Raw genomic sequence first — 21088 nt, forward strand, 5'->3', positions numbered from 1 at the left:
GGACTGGCGGTCGGACCGTCGACGCCGCTGGTGATCCGCGGCGCCGCGCCCGTGCTGGGCTGGGCGCCGCAGGCCTTGCCGGCGCCCGGCGATGCGCTGGCCGAGCGTGTGCTCGACCTCTACAACCATCGCGATCCGGTGCTGGCGGCCGCGCTGCAGAAAGGCCTCGACGCCGACCGGATGGCGCTCGGCGACGAGCTCGACGGCAAGACGATGAAACCCAAAGGCGGCCTCGACAACGCCGCCGGCATGCGGCAGTCGGCGCAAGGCGCGGCGAAGCTGATGGCGGCGAATGACGGGCCGCGTATCGCGGCACTCGCCTTCGACGGCTGGGACACGCATGTCAACGAAGGCGGCGCCACCGGTCGGCTCGCCAACCTGCTCGGCGGCCTCGACGGCGCCTTCGAGGAATTCGAGAAGGGCCTCGGGGAGCGCTGGCGGGACACGGCGATCGTGGCCATCACCGAATTCGGCCGCACCGCCCGCATCAACGGCACGGTCGGCACCGATCACGGCACCGGCACGGTGGTGCTGCTCGCCGGTGGCGCGATCAAGGGCGGCCGCGTCATCGCCGACTGGCCTGGCCTGAAGCCGGCTCAGCTTTACGAGGGCCGGGACCTCGCGCCGACCAGCGATGTGCGCGCGGTGCTGAAGGGGTTGCTTGCCGACCTGTTCGGCCTCTCGGCGGCTGTGCTCGGGGACAAAGTGTTTGCGGACTCGGCGGCGGTGAAGCCCATGCGGGACTTGGTCATTTGAACGAAAAACGCCCGCGCCGTTTCCGGGCGCGGGCGTCCCGCCTCGCTTTCTGAAAGCGACTATCAGCTCCAATAACCGGGGTGCCAACGGTGGTGGGCCCAGTAGCCGGGATGCCAATGGCGCACGGGCCGGATGATCACGCGGCGGTTCGGCACGCATCTGCCCCAGCGGTTCACGTGCCAGCCGGGTCCGCAGCGCCAGCCGACGGTTTCGATCGGCAACGGCGCAGTGCTGGGCTTTGCCATCGGCATGGCCTGCGCGCCGGCGGTGAGCACCAAAGTGCCGGCGGCCAATGCGATGGGCAGCAAATATCTGGTGAGCATAAGGTTCGTCTCCTTGATTCATCCCTACCTCCGTGAAACGGAGGACAGAGTCGAAATCCGTCGGAGCGGGATGGATCACATCTTCGTTAGCGGGCGGGCGTTCCGACCGCGCAGTGTCTCACCCGCCGAAGCCGCCGACGGAGCAAGCCGCAGCCTTTGCCGCATGACAAATTGATCCAAATCAATGAGCCATGATGTTGTCCCGCACTAGGAATGATGATGGACGAAGCTTCTTATGGCCGAAGGCCAGATAGGAGATCATACCGATGATGATCCGAACGCTCTCTACTTTGGAATGCACGAAATTGCTGGCGGCCAATCGCACCGGCCATCTGGCATGCACGAAGGAAGGACAACCCTATGTCGTGCCCTTCAACTACGCCTACGCCGACAGTCACCTCTATGCATTCTCCTTGCTCGGCAAGAAGATCGACTGGATGCGGGCCAATCCCCTGGTGTGCGTCCAAATAGAAGAACATACCCAGGGGCGCGGATGGAGAAGCGTGATCGTCGACGGCCGCTATGAGGAACTGCCGGACCGGATCGGCCACAAGGTTCAGCGCGACCATGCATGGGCGGTGTTGAGCAAGCACGCGCAGTGGTGGGAGCCTGCTGCGCTCAAGCCTGTCACGCCTCCGACGTCAGATAGCCTGCCGCACGTCTTTTTCCGGATCGTTATCGAAAAGGTTTCGGGACGGGAAGCGAGCGAATAGGCTGTGTCCACCGTTCGATGCATGCACCCTTGTCATCGGCAAGCTATCCGGGCGTCACCGCGGGTGACCCCACTCGAACGTTTATAAGGCCGAGCTGTCGCCAAGCGTCGCCACGGTCTTCAGCGCGCCGTCGAGCATGTCGCCCTTCTCGTCCTTCAGCGCCGCTTCGCGCAGGCGGCGGATCCAGTCGGCGGCATCGTCGCGGCCCTTCAGCATATCGAGCGCCGAGAGCACGCGGTCGAATTTCGACTGGGCGCGGGCATGGGTGTCGCTGTAGCCCTTGATCAGCCGGCGGCAGTTCAGGACCTCGACCCCAAGCGCATAGTTTTCGCGCGCATGGGCGAGCGCCAGTTCGTACCAGCGCTCCAGATGTTCGACCTCTATCCTGTGGCGCAGCAGGCGGCGGCGCCAGCGGCGCAGGCCGCCGATGAACCACAACATGGCGAAGCCGGTAAAACTGTCGGTGCGGATGCGGCGGCCGCGATTGATGCGGCGGTCGAGGAAGGCGGCAAGCTTCGGCCGGTTCTCGATGTAGCTGCCCAGCCCTACCGGCAGCGTGCCGCAGAACTCCTCGATGCGCGGATGGAAGTATTCGGTGACCTGAAGGACCGAGCCTTCCCTGACGCCGACCTCCTTGCGCACCCGCTTGTCGCGGGTCGAGCGCGTCTTGAGGTCGGCGACGCGGATCATGTCGTCATAGCACATGGCGTTGGCCAGATGTTTCGCCGCTGCAATCGACAGCGCATAGCCGCGTTCGGCCTTATCCAGCGCGACGGCCTTGTCCAGCCGGTCGAGATATTCGCCGCCATAGGCGATGTCCTGGTAGTCGACGACCTTCTTCAGACCGCGTTCGGCCATGTCGCGCACCGGCTCCGGAAGTGCCGCGACGCGGGCAGCAAGCTCCTGCCATCCCTTCAGCAGCGTTTCCGGTCCGCTTACCTTTGATGCTGAACGGGCTTCGGAAGCGGCAAGTTTTGCCTCTGCCTTGTCGTCTACCGGCGCGGCCCCCAGGCCACGCGCGCGGTCATAGGCGGCGCCGAAGGCGGCAAGACTGGCCTTCACGCCACGGCCGCCGGCGCCGATCGCCTGCTCGTAGTTTTCGCGCGGGAACGGCAGCGCGTCAGACCCGGCCAGCGCGCCGAGCAGGCTCGCCGAGATCATGGTGCCGTTCTCGGCGGCGATCTTTTCCATGTCGAAAGCGATGAAGCGTTTTGCGGCAGCCTCCGCCGTCGCGTGCACCTTCTGCGACGAGGCGCGGCCGTCGCCCGGCTCGATCTTTTCCGAGACTGCGGCGATGCGATGCGAGGAGGCGATCAGCGTCGTGCGCTCGGGCGTGACGAAGCCGCGGATGATGGCGCGGCCAGCCTCCATCAGCTCGGCGGCGATCAGGATGTCGACATCGCCCTGTGAGGGCGACAGCGCGAAGACCGGCAACCGGCCGGTGTCGCGGGCCACCTCGATATAGTAGATCGTCGCGCCCGTACGCTGGGCGACGCCGGCCACGGAAGTCGACTGCGCGATATAGCCGCTGCGCTCGGCGACGTCGGTGATCCAGTCGGCGAGCACGCCGCCACCCTGGCCGCCGACGGCAAGCACGGCGAGTTTTATCACGCGTTCGTCGTCACGGGCGCCCGCCTTCGGGCGCAAGGGTGAGGACTGGTCAAGCATCGGCGAACATCAGGCGGCGGCTCTCGCGGCGTCGCTGCAGAAGACCGATCACGGCGCGGCGCGCGCTTTCCAGGAAACGATCCCAGCGGCCGGGATTGTGGACGACATCTGCGCGGTAGAAGGACGGGCAGAGCACGGCGGCGTCCGCCACCTCGCCGCAATTGCCGCAGCCGACGCAGTTCTGATCGATCGACGCCACCGGATCGTCGCGCAGCGGATCGTCGAGCGACTTCACCGACAGCGACGGGCAGCCGGACAGCCGCATGCAGGCGTGGTCGCCGGTGCAGATATCCTCGTCGACGCCGAACTTCGGCTTCACCACCCGCTCGCCGCCCTTGATCGCCTTGTCGACCAACGGCTTCTCGCGGCGCTGGCGGTTGAGCATGCATTCGGAAGAGGCGACGATGACCTTCGGTCCCTTCTCTTCGGTCGTCAGCGCCTCGCGCAGCGTCGCTTGCATCTTACCGACATCATAGGTGCGATCGATGTGGCGCAGCCATTTGACGCCCATGCCCTTCACCGCCTCGGTGATCGGATGCTTGGTCGACTTGGTCCGGTTCGAGGCACGCGAGGACAGGATGTCCTGCCCGCCGGTGGCGGCCGAATAGAAATTGTCGACGATGACGATGACGCCGTCATTCTTGTTAAAGACCGCGTTGCCGATCGAGGAGGTGAGGCCGTTGTGCCAGAAGCCGCCGTCGCCGACGAAGGAGATCGAGCGCCGCTTGGCCTCCGGCGAATTGAAGGCGGATGCCGAGGCCGGACCCAGCCCGTAACCCATGGTGGTGGCGCCGAGCTCGAAGGGCGGCATGATCGAGAACAGGTGGCAGCCGATGTCGGAGGCGATGTGGTGCTTGCCGAGTTCCTGCTCGACCAGTTTGGTGGCGGCGAAGATCGGCCGCTCCGGGCAACCGACGCAGAAGCCAGGCGGTCGGCCTGGAACGACGTTGATGAGATCGGCCGTATCGACCCCCTCGCCCAGCTTGTTCGGCGCGCGCACCTCGCCCGGCAGCAGATGCGGAGCGTGCGCTCGCAGGAAGGAGCCGATGCCGTCGAGCATCACCTGTCCGGTGTATTCGCCGGCCATCGGCAGATGCTCCTTGCCGACAAGCCTCGTGCCGCGGCCGGCCTTGTGCAGCATAGCGGCAAAGGCCTGCTCGATATAGTTGGGCTGACCTTCCTCGACGACCAGCACCGCCTGCTTGCCTTCGCAGAAGGCGAGGAACTCGTCGTCGACCAGCGGATAGACGGCATTGAGCACATAAAGCGGCACGTCGGTGCCGCCATAGGTGTCGGCGAGGCCGAGCCGCTGCAGCGCGCGGATGACCGAATTATACATGCCGCCCTGCATGACGATGCCGACGGAGCCGTGATCCGAGCCGAAGATCTCGTTGATCTTGCGCTCGCGGATGAAATCCACCGCCGCCGGCCAGCGCTTGGCGACCTTCTCCTTCTCATGCAGGAAGGAGGCGGGCGGCAGCACGATGCGGCCTGTGTCGCGGCGCGGCGCCGACAGCGCATCGGCCACCGACATCGGCGGCCGCTTGTTGTCCTTGGCGATGAAGTGGCCATGGACGTGGCAACAGCGGATGCGCACCTGCAGCATCACCGGCGTGTTGGAGGCCTCCGACAGCTCGAAGCCGTCCTCGACCGCCTTGACGATCGAAGGCAGGTTCGGGCGCGGATCGAGCAGCCAGACCTGGCTCTTCATGGCGAAGGCATGGCTGCGCTCCTGCATGATGGAGGAGCCTTCGCCATAATCCTCGCCGACGATGATCAGCGCGCCGCCGGTGACGCCCCCGGATGCCAGATTGGCGAGCGCATCGGAAGCGACATTGGTGCCGACCGTCGACTTGAAGGTGGCGGCGCCCCGGATCGGATAATGCACGGAAGCGGCAAGCATCGCGGTGGCGGTGGCTTCCGAGGCGCTCGCCTCGAAATGCACACCGAGTTCGCACAGAATGTCCTGCGCGTCGGCCAGCACGTCCATCAGATGGCTGATCGGCGCGCCCTGGTAGCCGCCGACATAGCCGACGCCGCATTGCAGCAGCGCCTTGGTGATGGCGAGGATGCCTTCGCCCGCGAACTCCTCGCCGGCGCCGAGCCTCAGCTTTTCGACTTCCTTGGCAAAAGACCGTTCGGCCATCTCTGCCTCCTTCCGTTGCCGCCCTCCCATTGCCATTGGGGGCGGCGCGTACGTCAAACTCAAATGTCGTGCTTGCGGATGTTCTTCAGCATCTTCTGCAGAATCGCGATCAGCGCGGCATATTCGACATCGTCGACGCCATCGAACATCGCCTCGAAAGCGTCGTGCATGGCCGGCCACGCGCGGGTGAAGAGCGCCCGCCCGTCATCGGTCAGGAACACATGGCGGATGCGGCTGTCGGTGACGCCCTGCTCCCGCCGCACAAGGCCCTGCCCTTCCAGCGTGTCGAGCGTGCGGCTCAAGGTCGACTGCTCGATCACCGTGTAGACCGAGAGGTCGTTGACGGTGACGCCGTCGGTAACCGACAGTACGGCCAGCGTACGCACCTGCGGAATGGTCAGGCCCTGCTTGCGGAAATCCTCGCGCAGCGTGGCGTTGTAGCGGCCCATGATGCGGTTCATCAGATAGGGAGCGAATTGCTGCAGGCCGATCTGGCCGAGAGTCGAGATGCGCTGGCGCTTTTCGGGGAACTTCTGTTCCATCAGAGCCTCCCCGCCAGCAGGAAGCCGGAGCCGCCGCCGAGACCTGCGCCCGGGTGGGTGGAGGCGCCGATGTGGTAGAGGCCTTGGATAGCGGTCTCGTGGTTGCGGCTTGCCTTGAACGGCCGCCACAGGAAGGACTGGTCGATGGTCGAGGAGCCGCCATAAGGATCGCCGCCCACAAGGTTGATGTTCATCGCTTCCAGATCGGCCGGCGAGTAGGCACGGCGCGCGATGACCGTCTCACGGAAACCGTCGATGTGGCGGGCGAGGATCGCCTCGACCCGGTCGGCAAAGGCTTCGCGCAACGCGTCGCTCCATTGTCCGTCAGCCGGTGTTTCCAACTGGCCCGCCGCATCGCCTTTGACAACGCGCGGCGCCTCGGGCAGTTGCAGCCACAGGATCGCCTTGCCCTCCGGACAGCGCGAGGGGTCGAGCGCGTGCGGCTGGCCGACGCAGATGGTCGGCACTTCCGGCAGCAGGCCGCGTACCGCCTCATTGCAGGCTTTCGACACGCCGTCGAGCCCCGGCGTCAGATGCAGCAGCGCCACCTTGTCCAGCCCCTCGCCGCGCCAGGCTGGCGGCTTGTCGAGTGCGTAGTGGATCTGGAAGTTGCCCTTGCCGTAGCGATAGTCTTTCGTCGCTTTCGCGGCGGCCTCCGGTGCATCCTTGCCGAGCAGGCGGCCGTAAAGTTGCGTCGGCGTGACCGAGCAGACGACGCTCTTTGCGGCGCTTAGCGTCTCGCCGGAGGCGAGCCGCACGCCGGTGGCTCGGCCGCCGGCCTGGACGATCGAGGCGACATCGGCATTGACCCGGATTTCGCCGCCGCGCTCCTTGATCAGCGCCTCGAAGGCGGCGAGCAGGTTCTTCGCGCCACCCTTGACGATGGGCGCGCCGGCCGCCTCCAGCGCGAAGGCGATGACCTTGGCGATCTGGCCCGAGAAGGCGTCTTCCGGTCCGAGTCCTGCATGCAGCACCCAGGGCGCCCAGAGCGCGCGCACGGTATCGGATGTATAGCCGGTTTCCAGCCAGCCGCGTGCGGGAACCAGCGCCTCGCCCATGAAGGCGGCAAGGTTGCGCGGACCGCGCCGCCAGGCTTCGCCCGCCATGAGCTTCGTCGTCGGATAGGACCAGAGCGCACCGCCGAGCAGGCCGAAGAGCAGCCCGGCATTGCGCTCGATGTCGCCGACATCGCCGCCGTGGCGGTCGCCGTCGCCGGAAGCGATGCGGTTCAGCGCCGCGATGTTGGCGGCGCGGTCGGTGGTGAGCACGGCATGGCTTCCGTCTGGCCGAAGCACGCCGGTCGGCGTCGCGGTGTGGCAGAATTCCAGCCCGTGCCGCGCGAGGTCCTTGCCGAGCGCGGCATAGGCCGGCGAGGTGAAGAACAGCACGAAGGTCGTCGCCATCACATCATGGATGAAGCCGGGCGCGGTGATCTCCTCGGTGCGCATGCAGCCGCCGATGCGGTCATTGCGCTCAAGCACGAGCACCTTGGCGCCCTTTGCGCCAAGCATCGCCGCGCAGACCAGGGCGTTGATGCCGCTGCCGACGATGATGTGATCGGGGGCGGTCATAGGAGGGTGCTCCGTGTCGGTGGTCGGTGGAGCTCAATCGCGTAAGCTTGCGTTCCTTCGCGCCCCCCTCTGTCCTGCCGGACATCTCCCTCACTTGGGGGGAGATTGGCAGCTTCGGCGCCCCGCGCTGTCCTGCAACCTTGAAGGTTGGCGAAAGCCGGCGCGACATCTGATCTCCCCCCTTGTGGGGGAGATGTCCGGCAGGACAGAGGGGGGCGCCGTAGAGCGCTAGCCCTCGAGGGCATCAGCACCAACTCCGTCACTACATCATCGCCCTCGAGCATGATCTTCTCCCGAAGACCGCCACCTCGCCTATTTGCCCGGCACCAGCGCCAGCGCGCGGATCGGGCTGCCGGTGCCGTGCTCGATCTTGAGCGGCGCGGCGATCAGGATCGCGCCCTTTGGCGGCAGCTGGTCGAGATTGCAGAGGCTGGCGAGACCGTAGCGGTTGGCCTTATGCATCAGCGTGTGCGCCGGGAATGGCGGCTCCATGCCGCCGGCCTTGCCGGCATCGGTGCCGATGGTCTCGCTGCCCCAGCCCTTGATGTCCTTGCCGATCAGGAACTGGATCGCTTCGGCTGTCGGTCCCGGCGTGTGCGGGCCGGTCTCATTGGCGTTGAGGAACTCGGCTTCGGAGCCGTTGCGCTTGTACCAGTCGGTGCGCATGACCACCCATTCGCCGGGGTTGATGGCGCCGTGCTTGGCTTCCCAGGCCTTGATATGGTCGACGGTGAGCAGGAAATCGTGATCGGCGGCGGCTTCCTTCGAGCAGTCGATGACGTTGACCGGGCCGACGAAATTCTGCGCCGGAATGGTGTCGGTGGCGCCATCCGGATAGTCCTTGCCGGTGATCCAGTGTTGCGGCGCGTCGAAATGCGTGCCCGAATGCTCGCCGAGCTTCAGCCAGTTCCACGCCCACCACGGACCATTCTTGTCATATTTGGAGATGGCGTGGATCTCGACCTTCGGCGTGTCGACGGCGAGCTCCGGCGGCAGCTTGATCAGCGGCGTATCCGGCCCGAGCGGCGCAGACAGGTCGACCACCTTGATGGCGCCCGAAAGCAGCTGGCCGGCGACCTCGCCGAGGAGTTTTTGCGTGTCCATGGTCTTCGTTCCCTCTTATGCGTGATGATCAAGGCTCGTTGCGGCCCTTAATATCCTACTAGACGAAAACATATGCATCTGCAATTATCTTTAAGCATAAAGCATTTTGGGGCTGGGCGTGAGCGAGTTCGACGCCATCTTTGTCGGGGCGGGCCACAACAGTTTGGCCTGCGCCGCGCATCTGGCGCTCAAAGGCTGGAAAATTGCGGTTTTCGAACGCAGCGCGACAATCGGCGGCGCGGTCCGAACCGCGGAATATACGCTGCCTGGCTTTCGGCACGATTTCGGCGCGATGAATCTTAGCCTGTTCGCCGGCTCGGCCTTCCACCGGAAATATGCAAATGAATTGAAAAACCACGGGCTGGAATTCGCGCCCGTCGCCGACTGTTTCGCCAGCGCTTTTCCCGACGGCAAATGGTTCGGCGTCAGCAACGATCTCGAAAAGACCGTCTCGCGGCTCGCTGCCTTCTCCGCCGCCGATGCCGCCGCCTGGCGCCGGCTGGTCGGTGCCTTTCCGGGCGAGGCCGAGCATCTGTTCCGCCTGCTCGGATCGCCGATGAGCGCGCGGGCGCTGGCCGGCACGGCCTGGAATCTCTGGCGCAAGAAGGGCCTTGCCGGCGCGCTCGACACCGGCCGGCTGTTGCTCTCGTCACCTCGCGCGTGGCTCGAGGACAATTTCGAGACGCCGCATGTCAGGACGACGCTCGCCGCCTGGGGCATGCATCTCGACTTCGCGCCCGACATCGCCGGCGGCGCGGTGTTCCCCTATCTGGAATCGATGGCCAACCAGAGCTTCGGCATGGTGCTCGGCAAGGGCGGCGCCGACACCATCATCCGCGCTCTTGCCGGCATGGTCAAAGCGGCCGGTGGCAAGATCGCGACTGAAGCGGAGGTGGCGGAGATCACCGTCGCCGGCGGCCGGGCTACGGGCGTGCGGCTGGCGTCCGGCGATTTCCATGTCGCCAGCAAGGCCATCATCGCCGGCGTCGCGCCGAAGGCGCTTCCAGGCAAGCTTCTGCCCAATGGCTCCGGCGACGCGGCCTTCGATGCGGCGATGAAAAAGTTCCGCCATGCGCCGGGCACGATGATGATCCATCTGGCGCTGGACGATCTGCCTGACTGGAACGCGAGCGCCGAGCTTCGCCGCTTCGCCTATGTGCATCTGGCGCCTTCGCTCGACGCCATGTCGCGCACCTATCAGCAGGCGATCGCCGGCATCCTGCCCGACCAGCCGGTGCTCGTCGTGGGACAGCCGACGACCATCGATCCCTCGCGCGCACCCGACGGCAAGCATGTGCTCTGGGTTCAGGTGCGCATGCTGCCGGCAGAAATCCTTGGCGATGCTGCAGGCAAGATCGCGCCCGGCCTCTGGGATGCGATCAAGGACGCCTATGCCGAGCGCGTGCTCGACATCATCGAAAGCTACGCGCCGGGATTGAGGCAGAGGATACTTGGCCGCGCGATCTTCTCGCCGCTCGACCTCGAACGCGAGAATCTAAACCTTGTCGGCGGCGACCAGATCTGCGGCAGCCATCATCTGGCGCAGAATTTTCTCTTCCGTCCGGCGCGCGGTTTCGCGCGCTGGAACACGCCGGTCTCAAACCTCTACCTCACCGGCGCCGCGACATGGCCCGGCGCCGGCACCGGTGCCGGGTCCGGCTTCATGCTGGCGCAACAGCTGGGAGGAAATTGAGCCGAGGAATTCCAGGATGGACAAGGCGCGGTTGCCCACCAACCTGAACCTACGAACGAAAAACGCCGCGCAGGGACAACCAACAAGGGGAACGACCATGACCATCAACAGACGCGAGCTTCTCGGATATGGCGCGGCGGCGATCGGCGCGGCCACGCTCGGCCTGCCGAGGGCGGCAAAGGCGGCCGGCGAACTCACGATCGCCTACAACGTCAACCTGCCGTCCTGGGACCCGACGACCGGACCGTCGGCCGTCAACCCGACCATCCAGGGCCTCTACCAGTCGGTGTTCGACCAGTTCATTCCGCAGAAGCCGGACCTCTCCTTCACGCCGGGCCTGCTCACCGAATGGGGCTGGAACGATGACCGCACCAAGGTGATGATGACGGTTCGCGACGGGGTCAAATGGCATGACGGCTCGCCTTTCACCGCAGAGGATGTGGTATGGTCGCTGCAGCGGGCCGGCGACGAAAAGACCGGCAACCCCATCCAGTTCGTCTGGAAGAACGTCAACAACTTCAAGATCGACGGCAACAAGATCACCGGCGACGTCGTGCAGTTCGACCCGGTCTATTTCAAGTGGATGTCGTTCCTCACCGGCTACATCATGCCGAAGGCCTATTACGAGAAGGTGGGCGCCGAAGGTTTTGAAAAGGCGCCGATCGGCACCGGGCCCTATATGGTCGACAAGTTCGAGCGCAACGCCTTCCTGCGGCTGAAGGCCAACCCGAACTACTGGGGCGCCAAGCCGGCCTTCGAGAATGTGACGATCAAATTCGTCACCGACGCGGCGAGCCGCGTCGCCGAGATCGAGTCCGGCTCCTCGCAGGTGACGCTCGAAATCCCCTACGAGGAATATGACCGGCTGATCGCCAAGGACGGGCTCGCCGGCTCGATCAAGAACGTCTCCGACCTCGGCATGATCTTTTTCAACGACATCGAGGCGATGCTGGACAAGAATGTGCGCCAGGCGGCGGTGATGGCGGTGGACAAGGAGCTGCTGGTCAAGCGGCTGCTGCGCGGTTACGGCCAACCGATCGCGACGCTGGAGACGCCGGAATACGCGGCCTTCGATGCGTCGATCAAGGTGGAGCACAATCCGGAAAAGGCCAAGGAACTGCTCGCCGCGTCCGGCTATTCGCCCAAGAAGCCGGTCAAGTTCACCATACAGACGACCAAGGGCTTCAAGCCCAAGGACTATGAGATGATCCAGGCGATCGTCGGCATGTGGCGCAAGGTCGGCATCGAGGCCAATATCGAGGTCTACGAGATCGCCAAGCATTACGAGCTGCGCGCTGCCGACAAGCTGGCGCCGGCCGCCTTCTACAATTGGGGCAACGCCATCGGCGACCCGACCACCTCGACCGGCTTTGCCATGTACGGCCCGAGCCCGCATTCGGTGTGGGACAGCAAGGACCTTGTCGACATGATCAACCCGCTGTGGGGCGAAAAGAACGAAGCCGAGCGCATCGCCGGCTGGAAGGCGGTCGACAAATACATTGCCGAGCAGGCCTATGTGCTGCCGCTGATGCAGTATGCGCAGCCGATCGTGCATTCGAAGAAGGTCAATGTCGTGCAGCATGTGTCCGGCGCGCTGCTGCCGGCGCTGATGACCCCGGCCTGATCATCGGCCTTGGATTGCCGCGCGCGCCGTCGGTAAGACGGCGCGCATTTTCATCCGGGCGTATTGGCAGATGTTGCTGCAAAGGTTCCTTGTTCGTCTGTTGACGATGCTGGTCACGCTGTTCGGCGTGGCCGTCGTCGTGTTCGTCGTTATCCGCGTGGCGCCCGGCGATCCGATCGCCATGATGCTGCCGCCCGGCGCCAGCGATGCCGACATCGCGCGGCTGCGCGCGCTCTATGGGCTCGACAAGACACTCGTCCAGCAGTTCTTCATCTGGCTCGCCGGCGTGCTGCACGGCGATTTCGGCACCTCGATCTCGCTGCGCCAGGATGTGCTCGGCCTGGTCTTCAACCGGCTGCCGGCGACGCTGGAGCTGGCGACAGTGGCACTGCTGATGGCGATCGCGATCGGCGTCACCGCCGCGATCCTCGGCGCCCGCTCGCGCGGCACGGCGGTCGAGGCCGGCATCGACATCGCCAGCGGCGCGACGCTCTCCATCCCCGACTTCCTCTGGGGCCTGGTGCTGATCCTGCTGTTCGGCGTGCTTATCCCCGTGTTCGACATTTCCGGCCGGGTGTCGCCGCAACTCGACCTGCCTTTCGTCACGCAGTTCTATCTCGTCGAGAGCATCCTTCGACTCCGCTTCGACCTGATCTGGGACTTGCTCAAACACATGCTGATGCCGGCCGTGGCACTGGCGCTGCCGCTGGCGGCGATCATCGCGCAGCTCTTGAAACAGTCGCTGAAGGAAGTGCTCGACCTCGACTATGTCGTGCTGGCGAGGGTCAAAGGTTTTTCCGAAACGCAGGTCATCCTGCGCGAGGCGCTGAAGAACGCGGCGCTGCCGACGCTGACGCTGGTCGGAGTGCAGTTCACCTTCCTGATCGGCGGCACCGTCATCGTCGAGCGGCTGTTTTCCTATGAAGGCCTCGGCAATATGGCGATCGACGCCGTCATCAACCGCGACCTGCCGCTGATCCAGGGCATCGTGCTGGTCTTCGCGCTGCTCTTCGTGCTGGTCAATCTTGCCGTCGACATGATGTATGCGCTGCTCAATCCGAGGCTGCGCCATGGATGAGGCGCGCACCTCAAGACGCGGGCTGAGCCCGCGACTGTGGCTGGCCGGCGGCTGGCTGATCCTTGCGCTCGCCGCGGCCACCTTCGCCCCGCTGATCGCGCCGCAGGACCCGCTGGCCCAAGACCTGATGCTGGAGCGCCTGCCGCCCTTCTGGCTAGACGGCGCCGAGTCCGGCTATTGGCTGGGCACCGACAGCCTAGGGCGGGATCTTTTGTCGCGACTGATCTTTGGCGGCCGCATCGCCTTCATCGTCGCTTTCGCGGCGGCGACGTCCGCCTGCCTCATCGGCTCGGCGCTGGGCCTGATCGCCGGTTATTTCGGCGGCTGGGCCGACCGCTTCATCTCGCGCATCGTCGATATCTGGATGGCGTTCCCGCCGGTGCTGTTCGCCATCCTTTTGGTCGCGGTGCTGGGCACCGGTCTGAGCTCCGTCATCATCGCGATTGCCGTCATCGACTGGACGCGCTTCTGCCGGGTGATCCGCGCCGAAGCGATGAGCCAAGCGCGCATGGATTATGTCGAGAGCGCGCGCATCGCCGGCTATGGCCGCATCGGCATCATGCTGCGCGAGGTGCTGCCCAATGTGCTACCTTCGGTGGTGGCGCTGCTGTCGCTCGAAATGGGCATCGCCGTCATCGTCGAGGCGATCCTCTCCTTCGTCAATTTGTCGATCTCGACCGACGACCCGACCTGGGGCAGCATCATCGCCGAAGGCCGGCTGTCGATCCATCAGGCCTGGTGGGTGCTGGTGTTCCCGCTGATCACATTGATCCTCACCGTGCTTTCCTTCAGCCAGTTCGGCGAAGGATTGAAGGCGCGTTTCGATCCGGTGCTGCGATGAGCGCGTGCCTCGAAATCCGTTCGCTCAGCGCCCTGCTGCCCAACGGCCAGCGCGTGCTGCGCTCGGTGTCGCTTGCCGTCCAGCCGGGCGAGGTGCGCGCGCTGGTCGGCGAGAGCGGCGCCGGCAAGACGATGATCGGCAAGGCGCTGCTCGGCGTCCTGCCGAAAAGCGTGCGCATCATCGAAGGCGAGATGCTGATCGAAGGCGAGGAACTTAGCCGGCTCGATGCGAAAGCACGGCGCACATTGATCGGCGCCCGCACGGCGCTGATCCCGCAGGACCCGCTCACCGCGCTCAACCGGTCGCGCCGCATCGGCCCGCAGATGACCGACAGGCTGGTGCGCATTCTCGGCTGGAGCGGCGAGAGGGCGGACAAGCGCATCCGGCAATTGCTCGACGAGGTGCAGTTCCGCGACCCGCAACGCGTGCTGAAATGCTATCCGCACGAGCTCTCCGGCGGCATGCGCCAGCGCGTGCTGATCGCGGCGGCGTTCGCCGCCGAGCCCCGGCTGATCGTTGCCGACGAGCCGACGACGGCGCTGGACGTGACCGTGCAGAAGCAGATCCTGCGGCTGATCGCTGAGCTGCAGCGCGACCACGGCACGGCGATCCTGTTCGTTACCCACGATCTCGGCGTCGTCGCCAAGATCAGCCAGAAGGTGTCGGTGCTCTATGCCGGCAAGGTGGTTGAGGAAGCCGACACCGCAGCCCTCTTTGCTGCGCCCCAGCACCCCTACACGCGGGCGCTGATCGCCGCGACGCCGCGCTACACCGATCCCTACGCTTCGCTGAAGCCGGTGGACGAGACCGTACTCGCCGGGCTCACCGCCGAGATCGCCGCCGCCGACAAAGCATGGAGACCGGCCCATGGCTGAGCCGCTGTTTTCCGTGCGCGGGCTGAAGGTGGCGCTGCCCGACATGACGCGCAAGCCGCTGATCGGCCGCGCACCGCTGGCCGAGATCCTCAAGGGGCTGGATTTCGACCTGCCGAAGGGATCGGTGACCGGCATCGTCGGCGAGTCCGGCTCGGGCAAGTCGACGCTCGGCCGCGCGCTGGTGCGCCTGATCGAGCCGAGCGCCGGCTCGATCCGCGTCGAAGGGCGCGACATCAGCCATCTGTCGGAGGCCGAGCTGAGGCCGCTGCGCCGCGACCTGCAGATGATCTTCCAGGACCCGATGTCCTCGCTCAACCCACGGCATACGATCTTCAATATCATCGCAGCACCGCTGAGGCAGAACGGCTTTGGCGACAGGCTCAAGGAGCGCGTCGCGGAAGCCTTGCAGCGCGTCGGCCTGCCGCGGAATTTTGCCAGCCGCTACCGCCACGAGTTGTCGGGCGGACAGCGGCAGCGCGTCGGCATCGCACGGGCGCTGGCGCTGTCGCCGAAATTCGTGCTGGCCGACGAGATCGTCTCCGGCCTCGATGTCTCGACGCAGGCGCAGATCCTGACCCTGCTCGAAAAGCTCGCGGCTGAGATGGGACTGACGATCGCCTTCATCAGCCACGACCTGTCGGTGATCCGGCGGCTCTGCCGGCAGGTCATCGTCATGCGCGAGGGCAGGATCGTCGAAGCGAGCGCAACCGACGCGCTGTTCGACAATCCCAAGGAGGCCTACACGCGCGACCTGCTCGCCGCCATCCCGCTGCCCGAGATCGACGCGGACTGGCTGCGGCTGCCAGCGAAGGCGCCTGCATGAGAAAAGCTTAATCTGGCCGCACGCCGAACAGCGGGCCTCGGATGTGCGCAGTGGCAAAGCCAGCCCGCCAATGGAGGGTGACGTGAAATACGCAGTCCAGGCCGCGATGTTCGCAGCCACTTTGTTCGGATCAATGGGTGCGGCTTCGGCCGATTCGATCCCCGGCATGCGCGGGCACGACCATACCGGCATCACCGTGCCCGACATGAAGCAGGCCGTCGACTTTTTCACCGGGGTGGTCGGCTGCAAGAAGGCGATGTCCTTCGGCCCGTTCGCCGACGACCAGGGCACCTTCATGCAGGACCTGCTCGGCGTCGATCCGAAGGCGGTGATCGAGGAGATCACCATGGTCCGCTGCGGCACCGGATCGAACATTGAGCTGTTCAAATACACCGCGCCGGATCAGAAGGACGCAACGCCCAAGAACAGCGATATCGGTGGCTATCACATTGCCTTCTATGTCGACGACGTCGCCGCGGCGAAGACCTATCTCGACGCCAAGGGCGTCAAGACGCGATTGGGGCCTCTGCCGGTCAAGGAAGGGCCGGCCGCCGGCCAGACCATCCTCTATTTCCAGGCGCCATGGGGATTGCAGCTCGAAGCGATCAGCTACCCGCAAGGCATGGCCTACGAGAAAGGGGCCGAGACGGTGCTGTGGAGCCCCAAGGATCCGGCCAAGTGATCCGATCCGCAAAGCGCTCAGGCGATTATTCAATTATAAAACTTCAAGCTTGAAATAATTGCCTTCTGGCGTGATACTGACAGTCGGGATCGCCGGCCTTGCCGGCGATCCCCTATGCGAAGAGGAGATCGCAAGACATGAAGGTTGCGGTTCTCGGCGGCGGACCGGCCGGACTCTACTTTGCCATCTCGCTGAAGCTGCGCGACGCCGCGCATGAGGTGACGGTCTATGAGCGCAACCGTCCGGACGACACGTTCGGCTGGGGCGTGGTGCTGTCGGCCGAAACGCTGGAGAACCTGACCAGGAACGACCCGGTGAGCGCCGTCTGGATCAAGAAGCATTTCGCCTACTGGGACGACATCGCCGTCATCCACGACGGCGTGCGCATGGTCTCCACGGGACATGGCTTCTGCGGCATCGGCCGCAAGCGGCTCTTGATCCTGCTGCAGCGCAGGGCACGCGAGCTCGGCATCAAGATGATGTTCGAGACCGATATTTCGGACCCCAGGCCGTTCATGGAAACGCACGACCTGGTGGTCGCGGCGGACGGGCTGAACTCGAAATCGCGCGCCACCTTCGCCGATGTCTTCAAGCCCGACATCGACACCCGCAAATGCAAGTTCGTCTGGCTCGGCACCACGCAGAAATTCGACGACGCCTTCACCTTCGTCTTCGAGAAGACGGAGCACGGCTGGGTATGGGCGCATGCCTACCAGTTCGACAGCGAGACCGCGACCTTCATCGTCGAATGCAGCGAGCAGACCTGGGCTGCGTTCGGTTTCGGCCAAATGACGCAGCAGGAATCGATCGCGGTCTGCGAGCGCATCTTCGAAAAACACCTTGGCGGCCATCCGCTGATGACCAACGCCAACCATATTCGCGGCTCAGCCTGGATCAATTTCCCGCGCGTACTGTGCGAGCGCTGGTCGCACAAGAACCTGGCGCTGATTGGCGACGCGGCAGCATCGGCGCATTTTTCGATCGGCTCAGGCACCAAGCTGGCGCTCGAAAGCGCGGTGGCGCTCGCCGACTATGTCGAGTCCGAGCCGGACCTCGAGGCAGCCTTCCGCAAATACGAGGATGCGCGCCGCACCGAGGTGCTGAAGCTGCAGTCGGCGGCGCGCAATTCGCTCGAATGGTTCGAGGAAGTCGAACGATATCTCGGGCTTGATCCGGTGCAGTTCAACTATTCGCTGCTTACCCGCTCGCAGCGCATCAGCCACGAGAACCTCAGACTTCGCGACGCCGAATGGCTAGCGGGCGCCGAAGAATGGTTCCAGCGCAAGGCCGGCGCCGGCGGCAACATGCTGCGCCGCGCGCCGATGTTCGCGCCGTTCAGGCTGCGCGACATGGCGCTCACCAATCGCATCGTCGTCTCGCCGATGGCGCAGTACAAGGCCGTCGACGGCTGTCCAACCGACTGGCATTTTTCTCACTATGCCGAGCGCGCCAAGGGCGGCGCAGGGTTGCTCTATATCGAGATGACCTGCGTCAGCCCCGAAGGGCGCATCACGCCTGGCTGCACCGGCTTCTACAAGCCGGAACACGAAGTGGCCTGGAAGCGTCTGGTCGATTTCGTCCATGCCGAGACCGAGGCGAAAATCTGCGCCCAAATCGGCCATTCCGGCGCCAAGGGCTCGACCCGCCTTGGCTGGGAAGGAACGGACGAGCCGCTCACCTCCGGCAACTGGCCGGTGATGGCGCCGTCGGCGGTCCCGTGGTCGCCGCAGAATCAGGTGCCGAAGGCGATGGACCGCACCGACATGGACATGGTGCGCGACCAGTTCGTCGCCTCGGCGCAGATGGCCGAGCGCTGCGGCTTCGACATGCTGGAGATCCATGCCGCGCATGGCTATCTGCTCTCCGCTTTCATCACGCCGCTGACCAACAGGCGCACCGACGACTATGGCGGCTCGCTTGAAAACCGTATGCGCTATCCGCTGGAGATCTTCCACGCGGTGCGCGCGGTGTGGCCGGCCGAGAAGCCGATCTCGATGCGCATCTCCGCCAATGACTGGGTGGGCATCGAAGGCATCACGCCGGCCGATGCGGTCGAGATCGCCAGGCTGCTGCATCAGGCCGGCGTCGACCTCTGCGACGTCTCGGCCGGCCAGACCACGATCGCCGCCAAGCCGGTCTATGGCCGCATGTTCCAGACGCCGTTCTCCGACCGCATCCGCAACGAGGTCGGCATGGCGACGATGGCGGTCGGCAACATCTACGAGCCCGACCATGCCAACTCGATCCTGATGGCCGGGCGCGCCGATCTGGTGGCGCTGGCGAGACCCCATCTCACCGATCCCTACTGGACGCTGCATGCGGCGGTCACGCTCGGCGACCGTGGCGTCAAATGGCCGGATCCTTATCTGCGCGGGCGCGACCAGATCTACCGCCTGGCCGAACGCGAAGCAGCCGCGGGGTTGAAGGTATGAGCGTCACCCCGATAGGCAAGCATGCGCTGGTGACCGGCGGCGGCTCCGGCGTCGGCCGTTCGATCGCGCTGGCGCTGGCAGAAGCCGGCGTAAACGTCACTATCTGTGGACGGCGCGAGGCGGCGCTTGCCGAGGTAGCGAGCGAGCATGACCGCATTTCCGGCCTCGTCGCCGATGTCACCGACGAAGCGGATATGATTTCCCTTTACGAGAAGGCGGAAGCCGCACGCGGACCCTTCGATATCGTCGTCGCCAATGCCGGCTTGTCTGGCAGCGCACCGGCGCACAAGACCACGCTCACAGACTGGCGGCGCACGCTCGACGTCAACCTGACCGGCGCCTTCCTGACGGTGAAGCCGGCACTGACCGGGATGGCTGCGCGGAAGACTGGCAGGATCGTCTTCGTCGCCTCGACGGCCGGGCTGAAAGGCTACGCTTACGTCGCTCCCTACGTGGCGGCCAAGCATGGGGTCGTCGGGCTGATGCGGGCGCTGGCCGTCGAGACCGCCAAGTCCGGCATCACCGTCAATGCCGTCTGCCCTGGTTTCGTGGAGACCGACATGCTGGAGGAGTCCGTCCGGCGCATTGTCGAGAAGACTGGCCGCTCGATCGGGGAGGCGCGGGCGAGCCTCGCCGCGATCAATCCGCAAGGGCGCTTCATTCAGCCAGAAGAGGTGGCCGCAGCGGTGCTGTGGCTGTGCAGCGATGCCGCGCGCTCGATCACCGGACAGGCGATCTCGGTCTCGGGAGGCGAGACATGGTAGCAGGACCGACGTCCACCGGGCCGGGCAAGGACAGGCTGCGCCTGTGGATCAGACTGTTGCGCGCTTCGCGCACGATCGAGGCAGAGCTGCGCGAGCGGCTGAAGAAGGAATTCGACACGACGCTGCCGCGCTTTGACGTGATGGCGGCGCTCTACCGGTCGCCGGAAGGCATGTTGATGAGCGACCTGTCGCGCTTCCTGCTGGTGTCGAACGGCAATGTGACGGGCATCGTCGACCGGCTGGTTTCCGAAGGCCTGGTGACGCGCGCGCGCCGCAATGGCGACCGCCGCACCTCGATGGTGCGGCTGACCGAGGAAGGCTCGAAGACTTTCGCCGCAATCGCCGCCGCGCATGAGAGCTGGGTCGGCGAGCTGCTCGGCACCGTCAGCGAGGACGAGGCGCGCCGGCTGACCGGCATGCTGAAATCGTTCCGCAGCAATTGGGAGGGACGCGAATGAGCGCCATGGCCAAGCCCAAGCCTAAGCACTTCCTCTGGCAGGTGGAAGACAGGATCGCCAGGGTCCGACTCGACCGCCCCGAACGCAAGAACCCGCTGACCTTCGACAGCTATGCCGAGCTGCGCGACACGTTTCGCGACCTCGTCTATGCCGAGGATGTCGATGCCGTCGTGTTCCTGCCCAATGGCGGCAATTTCTGCTCTGGCGGCGATGTCCACGACATCATCGGGCCGCTGGTCAAGATGGACATGAAGGCGCTGCTCGCCTTCACGCGCATGACCGGCGACTTCGTCAAGGCGATGCTCAACTGCGGCAAACCGATCATTTCCGCGGTCGACGGCGTCGCGGTCGGCGCCGGCGCGATTATCGCCATGGCTTCCGACATCCGCATCGCCACACCGAATGCGAAGACCGCCTTCCTGTTCACGCGCGTCGGCCTTGCCGGCTGCGACATGGGCGCCTGCGCGATCCTGCCGCGCATCATCGGTCAGGGCCGCGCGGCCGAGCTGCTTTACACCGGCCGCACCATGAGCGCGGACGAGGGCGAGCGCTGGGGGTTCTACAACCGCCTGGTCGATGCGGCGGCGCTCGAGGCCGATGCGCTCGACATGGCTGCGCGCATCGTCTCCGGCCCGACCTTCGCGCACGGCATCACCAAGACGCAGCTCAACCAGGAATGGTCGATGGGCCTAGACCAGGCGATCGAAGCGGAAGCGCAGGCACAGGCGATCTGCATGCAGACCGGCGATTTCGAGCGCGCCTACAAAGCTTTCGTGGCGAAGGAAAAGCCGGTGTTCGAGGGGAATTGAGATGAACGGTTTTCGCCCAGGCACCCCCCTCTGGCCTGCCGGCCATCTCCCCCGCAAGGGGGGAGATCAGCTGATTGCAACGCTTTCGCCAATCACCAATGTCTCAGGATGGGCGGCGAGATCGCAGCTGCCAATCTCCCCCCTTTCGGGGGAGATGTCCGGTAGGACAGAGGGGGGTGTGAAGGA

Annotated in this window: 19 protein-coding genes; 13 read left to right on the plus strand and 6 right to left on the minus strand. The window is 65.2% G+C overall.

All coding sequences use genetic code 11. The annotated features are described in order from the left end of the window. Positions 1 to 756: DUF1501 domain-containing protein (locus tag AU465_RS08510; RefSeq protein ID WP_192245821.1), on the plus strand; the 756-nt coding region annotated here is incomplete at its 5' end. Positions 757 to 818: 62 nt separating this feature from the next. Here AU465_RS08510 and AU465_RS37720 read toward each other — a convergent pair. Beyond that, positions 819 to 1079 carry a GCG_CRPN prefix-to-repeats domain-containing protein gene (locus AU465_RS37720; protein ID WP_376774834.1) on the minus strand — a complete coding sequence of 87 codons (261 nt, stop codon included), beginning with the start codon at positions 1077 to 1079 and terminating at the stop codon, positions 819 to 821. 266 nt (positions 1080 to 1345) lie between these two features. Here AU465_RS37720 and AU465_RS08520 point away from each other — a divergent pair, with 266 nt between their 5' ends. Next, positions 1346 to 1792, plus strand: coding sequence for a pyridoxamine 5'-phosphate oxidase family protein (locus AU465_RS08520; RefSeq protein ID WP_192245825.1), 447 nt, complete (start codon positions 1346 to 1348; stop codon positions 1790 to 1792). An 81-nt stretch (positions 1793 to 1873) separates the two neighbouring features. Here the strand turns inward: AU465_RS08520 and AU465_RS08525 are convergent, their stop codons facing one another. From AU465_RS08525 to AU465_RS08545, 5 genes are all read right to left on the minus strand, one after another. Next, positions 1874 to 3460, minus strand: coding sequence for an indolepyruvate oxidoreductase subunit beta family protein (locus AU465_RS08525; protein WP_192245827.1), 1587 nt, complete (start codon positions 3458 to 3460; stop codon positions 1874 to 1876). After that, entirely contained in the window at positions 3453 to 5606 is a 2154-nt protein-coding gene (locus tag AU465_RS08530; protein ID WP_192245829.1) for a thiamine pyrophosphate-dependent enzyme, read from the minus strand. The genes AU465_RS08525 and AU465_RS08530 overlap by 8 nt, the downstream gene beginning before the upstream one ends. 59 nt (positions 5607 to 5665) lie before the next feature. Continuing rightward, on the minus strand, positions 5666 to 6148 hold the full coding sequence (locus AU465_RS08535; protein ID WP_192245831.1) for a MarR family winged helix-turn-helix transcriptional regulator: 483 nt from the start codon (positions 6146 to 6148) through the stop codon (positions 5666 to 5668). After that, positions 6148 to 7719, minus strand: a complete 1572-nt coding sequence (locus AU465_RS08540; protein ID WP_192245833.1) for a phytoene desaturase family protein — start codon at positions 7717 to 7719, stop codon at positions 6148 to 6150. The genes AU465_RS08535 and AU465_RS08540 overlap by 1 nt, the downstream gene beginning before the upstream one ends. A gap of 312 nt (positions 7720 to 8031) precedes the next feature. Then, the gene (locus tag AU465_RS08545; protein ID WP_192245835.1) at positions 8032 to 8823 is read right to left on the minus strand and encodes a cyclase family protein; all 792 of its coding nucleotides are present in this window, start codon (positions 8821 to 8823) and stop codon (positions 8032 to 8034) included. Between the two features lie 118 nt (positions 8824 to 8941). Here AU465_RS08545 and AU465_RS08550 point away from each other — a divergent pair, with 118 nt between their 5' ends. The 11 genes from AU465_RS08550 to AU465_RS08600 all read left to right on the plus strand — a co-directional run bounded on the left by AU465_RS08550 (position 8942) and on the right by AU465_RS08600 (position 20902). Next, on the plus strand, positions 8942 to 10516 hold the full coding sequence (locus tag AU465_RS08550) for a phytoene desaturase family protein (protein ID WP_192245837.1): 1575 nt from the start codon (positions 8942 to 8944) through the stop codon (positions 10514 to 10516). A 97-nt stretch (positions 10517 to 10613) separates the two neighbouring features. Next, the gene (locus AU465_RS08555) at positions 10614 to 12140 is read left to right on the plus strand and encodes an ABC transporter substrate-binding protein (RefSeq protein WP_192245855.1); all 1527 of its coding nucleotides are present in this window, start codon (positions 10614 to 10616) and stop codon (positions 12138 to 12140) included. Between the two features lie 70 nt (positions 12141 to 12210). Beyond that, a complete protein-coding gene (locus AU465_RS08560; protein ID WP_192245857.1) occupies positions 12211 to 13218 on the plus strand; it encodes an ABC transporter permease in 1008 nt (335 codons plus the stop codon). Continuing rightward, entirely contained in the window at positions 13211 to 14059 is an 849-nt protein-coding gene (locus AU465_RS08565) for an ABC transporter permease (protein ID WP_192245859.1), read from the plus strand. The genes AU465_RS08560 and AU465_RS08565 overlap by 8 nt, the downstream gene beginning before the upstream one ends. Continuing rightward, positions 14056 to 14934, plus strand: coding sequence for an ABC transporter ATP-binding protein (locus AU465_RS08570; protein WP_192245861.1), 879 nt, complete (start codon positions 14056 to 14058; stop codon positions 14932 to 14934). Before AU465_RS08565 ends, AU465_RS08570 begins: the two co-directional genes overlap by 4 nt. Continuing rightward, the gene (locus tag AU465_RS08575; RefSeq protein ID WP_192245863.1) at positions 14927 to 15757 is read left to right on the plus strand and encodes an ATP-binding cassette domain-containing protein; all 831 of its coding nucleotides are present in this window, start codon (positions 14927 to 14929) and stop codon (positions 15755 to 15757) included. The genes AU465_RS08570 and AU465_RS08575 overlap by 8 nt, the downstream gene beginning before the upstream one ends. Positions 15758 to 15863: 106 nt before the next feature. Further along, positions 15864 to 16439: a VOC family protein gene (locus AU465_RS08580; protein WP_246505932.1), complete on the plus strand. Its 576-nt coding sequence runs from the start codon at positions 15864 to 15866 to the stop codon at positions 16437 to 16439. A 137-nt stretch (positions 16440 to 16576) separates the two neighbouring features. Further along, complete coding sequence (locus tag AU465_RS08585) at positions 16577 to 18871, plus strand: bifunctional salicylyl-CoA 5-hydroxylase/oxidoreductase (RefSeq protein WP_192245867.1); 2295 nt, start codon at positions 16577 to 16579, stop codon at positions 18869 to 18871. Continuing rightward, positions 18868 to 19635 (plus strand): SDR family NAD(P)-dependent oxidoreductase, encoded by a 768-nt coding sequence (locus tag AU465_RS08590; RefSeq protein WP_192245869.1) that lies wholly within the window; start codon positions 18868 to 18870, stop codon positions 19633 to 19635. The genes AU465_RS08585 and AU465_RS08590 overlap by 4 nt, the downstream gene beginning before the upstream one ends. Then, positions 19629 to 20093, plus strand: coding sequence for a MarR family winged helix-turn-helix transcriptional regulator (locus tag AU465_RS08595; RefSeq protein WP_192245871.1), 465 nt, complete (start codon positions 19629 to 19631; stop codon positions 20091 to 20093). The genes AU465_RS08590 and AU465_RS08595 overlap by 7 nt, the downstream gene beginning before the upstream one ends. Next, complete coding sequence (locus AU465_RS08600) at positions 20090 to 20902, plus strand: enoyl-CoA hydratase family protein (RefSeq protein ID WP_192245873.1); 813 nt, start codon at positions 20090 to 20092, stop codon at positions 20900 to 20902. The genes AU465_RS08595 and AU465_RS08600 overlap by 4 nt, the downstream gene beginning before the upstream one ends. Positions 20903 to 21088: the final 186 nt, after the last annotated feature.

Source organism: Mesorhizobium silamurunense, from assembly GCF_014843905.1.
Lineage (GTDB): Bacteria > Pseudomonadota > Alphaproteobacteria > Rhizobiales > Rhizobiaceae > Mesorhizobium > Mesorhizobium silamurunense.

Excerpts from the sequence above, each read along its gene's own strand:
- AU465_RS08535 (WP_192245831.1), bottom strand. The coding sequence starts at position 6,148 with ATGGAACAGAAGTTCCCCGAAAAGCGCCAGCGCATCTCGACTCTCGGC.
- AU465_RS08555 (WP_192245855.1), top strand. The coding sequence starts at position 10,614 with ATGACCATCAACAGACGCGAGCTTCTCGGATATGGCGCGGCGGCGATC.
- AU465_RS08530 (WP_192245829.1), bottom strand. The coding sequence starts at position 5,606 with ATGGCCGAACGGTCTTTTGCCAAGGAAGTCGAAAAGCTGAGGCTCGGC.
- AU465_RS08585 (WP_192245867.1), top strand. The coding sequence starts at position 16,577 with ATGAAGGTTGCGGTTCTCGGCGGCGGACCGGCCGGACTCTACTTTGCC.
- AU465_RS37720 (WP_376774834.1), bottom strand. The coding sequence starts at position 1,079 with ATGCTCACCAGATATTTGCTGCCCATCGCATTGGCCGCCGGCACTTTG.
- AU465_RS08545 (WP_192245835.1), bottom strand. The coding sequence starts at position 8,823 with ATGGACACGCAAAAACTCCTCGGCGAGGTCGCCGGCCAGCTGCTTTCG.
- AU465_RS08580 (WP_246505932.1), top strand. The coding sequence starts at position 15,864 with ATGTTCGCAGCCACTTTGTTCGGATCAATGGGTGCGGCTTCGGCCGAT.
- AU465_RS08525 (WP_192245827.1), bottom strand. The coding sequence starts at position 3,460 with ATGCTTGACCAGTCCTCACCCTTGCGCCCGAAGGCGGGCGCCCGTGAC.
- AU465_RS08540 (WP_192245833.1), bottom strand. The coding sequence starts at position 7,719 with ATGACCGCCCCCGATCACATCATCGTCGGCAGCGGCATCAACGCCCTG.
- AU465_RS08520 (WP_192245825.1), top strand. The coding sequence starts at position 1,346 with ATGATGATCCGAACGCTCTCTACTTTGGAATGCACGAAATTGCTGGCG.
- AU465_RS08600 (WP_192245873.1), top strand. The coding sequence starts at position 20,090 with ATGAGCGCCATGGCCAAGCCCAAGCCTAAGCACTTCCTCTGGCAGGTG.
- AU465_RS08565 (WP_192245859.1), top strand. The coding sequence starts at position 13,211 with ATGGATGAGGCGCGCACCTCAAGACGCGGGCTGAGCCCGCGACTGTGG.
- AU465_RS08560 (WP_192245857.1), top strand. The coding sequence starts at position 12,211 with ATGTTGCTGCAAAGGTTCCTTGTTCGTCTGTTGACGATGCTGGTCACG.
- AU465_RS08575 (WP_192245863.1), top strand. The coding sequence starts at position 14,927 with ATGGCTGAGCCGCTGTTTTCCGTGCGCGGGCTGAAGGTGGCGCTGCCC.
- AU465_RS08570 (WP_192245861.1), top strand. The coding sequence starts at position 14,056 with ATGAGCGCGTGCCTCGAAATCCGTTCGCTCAGCGCCCTGCTGCCCAAC.
- AU465_RS08590 (WP_192245869.1), top strand. The coding sequence starts at position 18,868 with ATGAGCGTCACCCCGATAGGCAAGCATGCGCTGGTGACCGGCGGCGGC.
- AU465_RS08595 (WP_192245871.1), top strand. The coding sequence starts at position 19,629 with ATGGTAGCAGGACCGACGTCCACCGGGCCGGGCAAGGACAGGCTGCGC.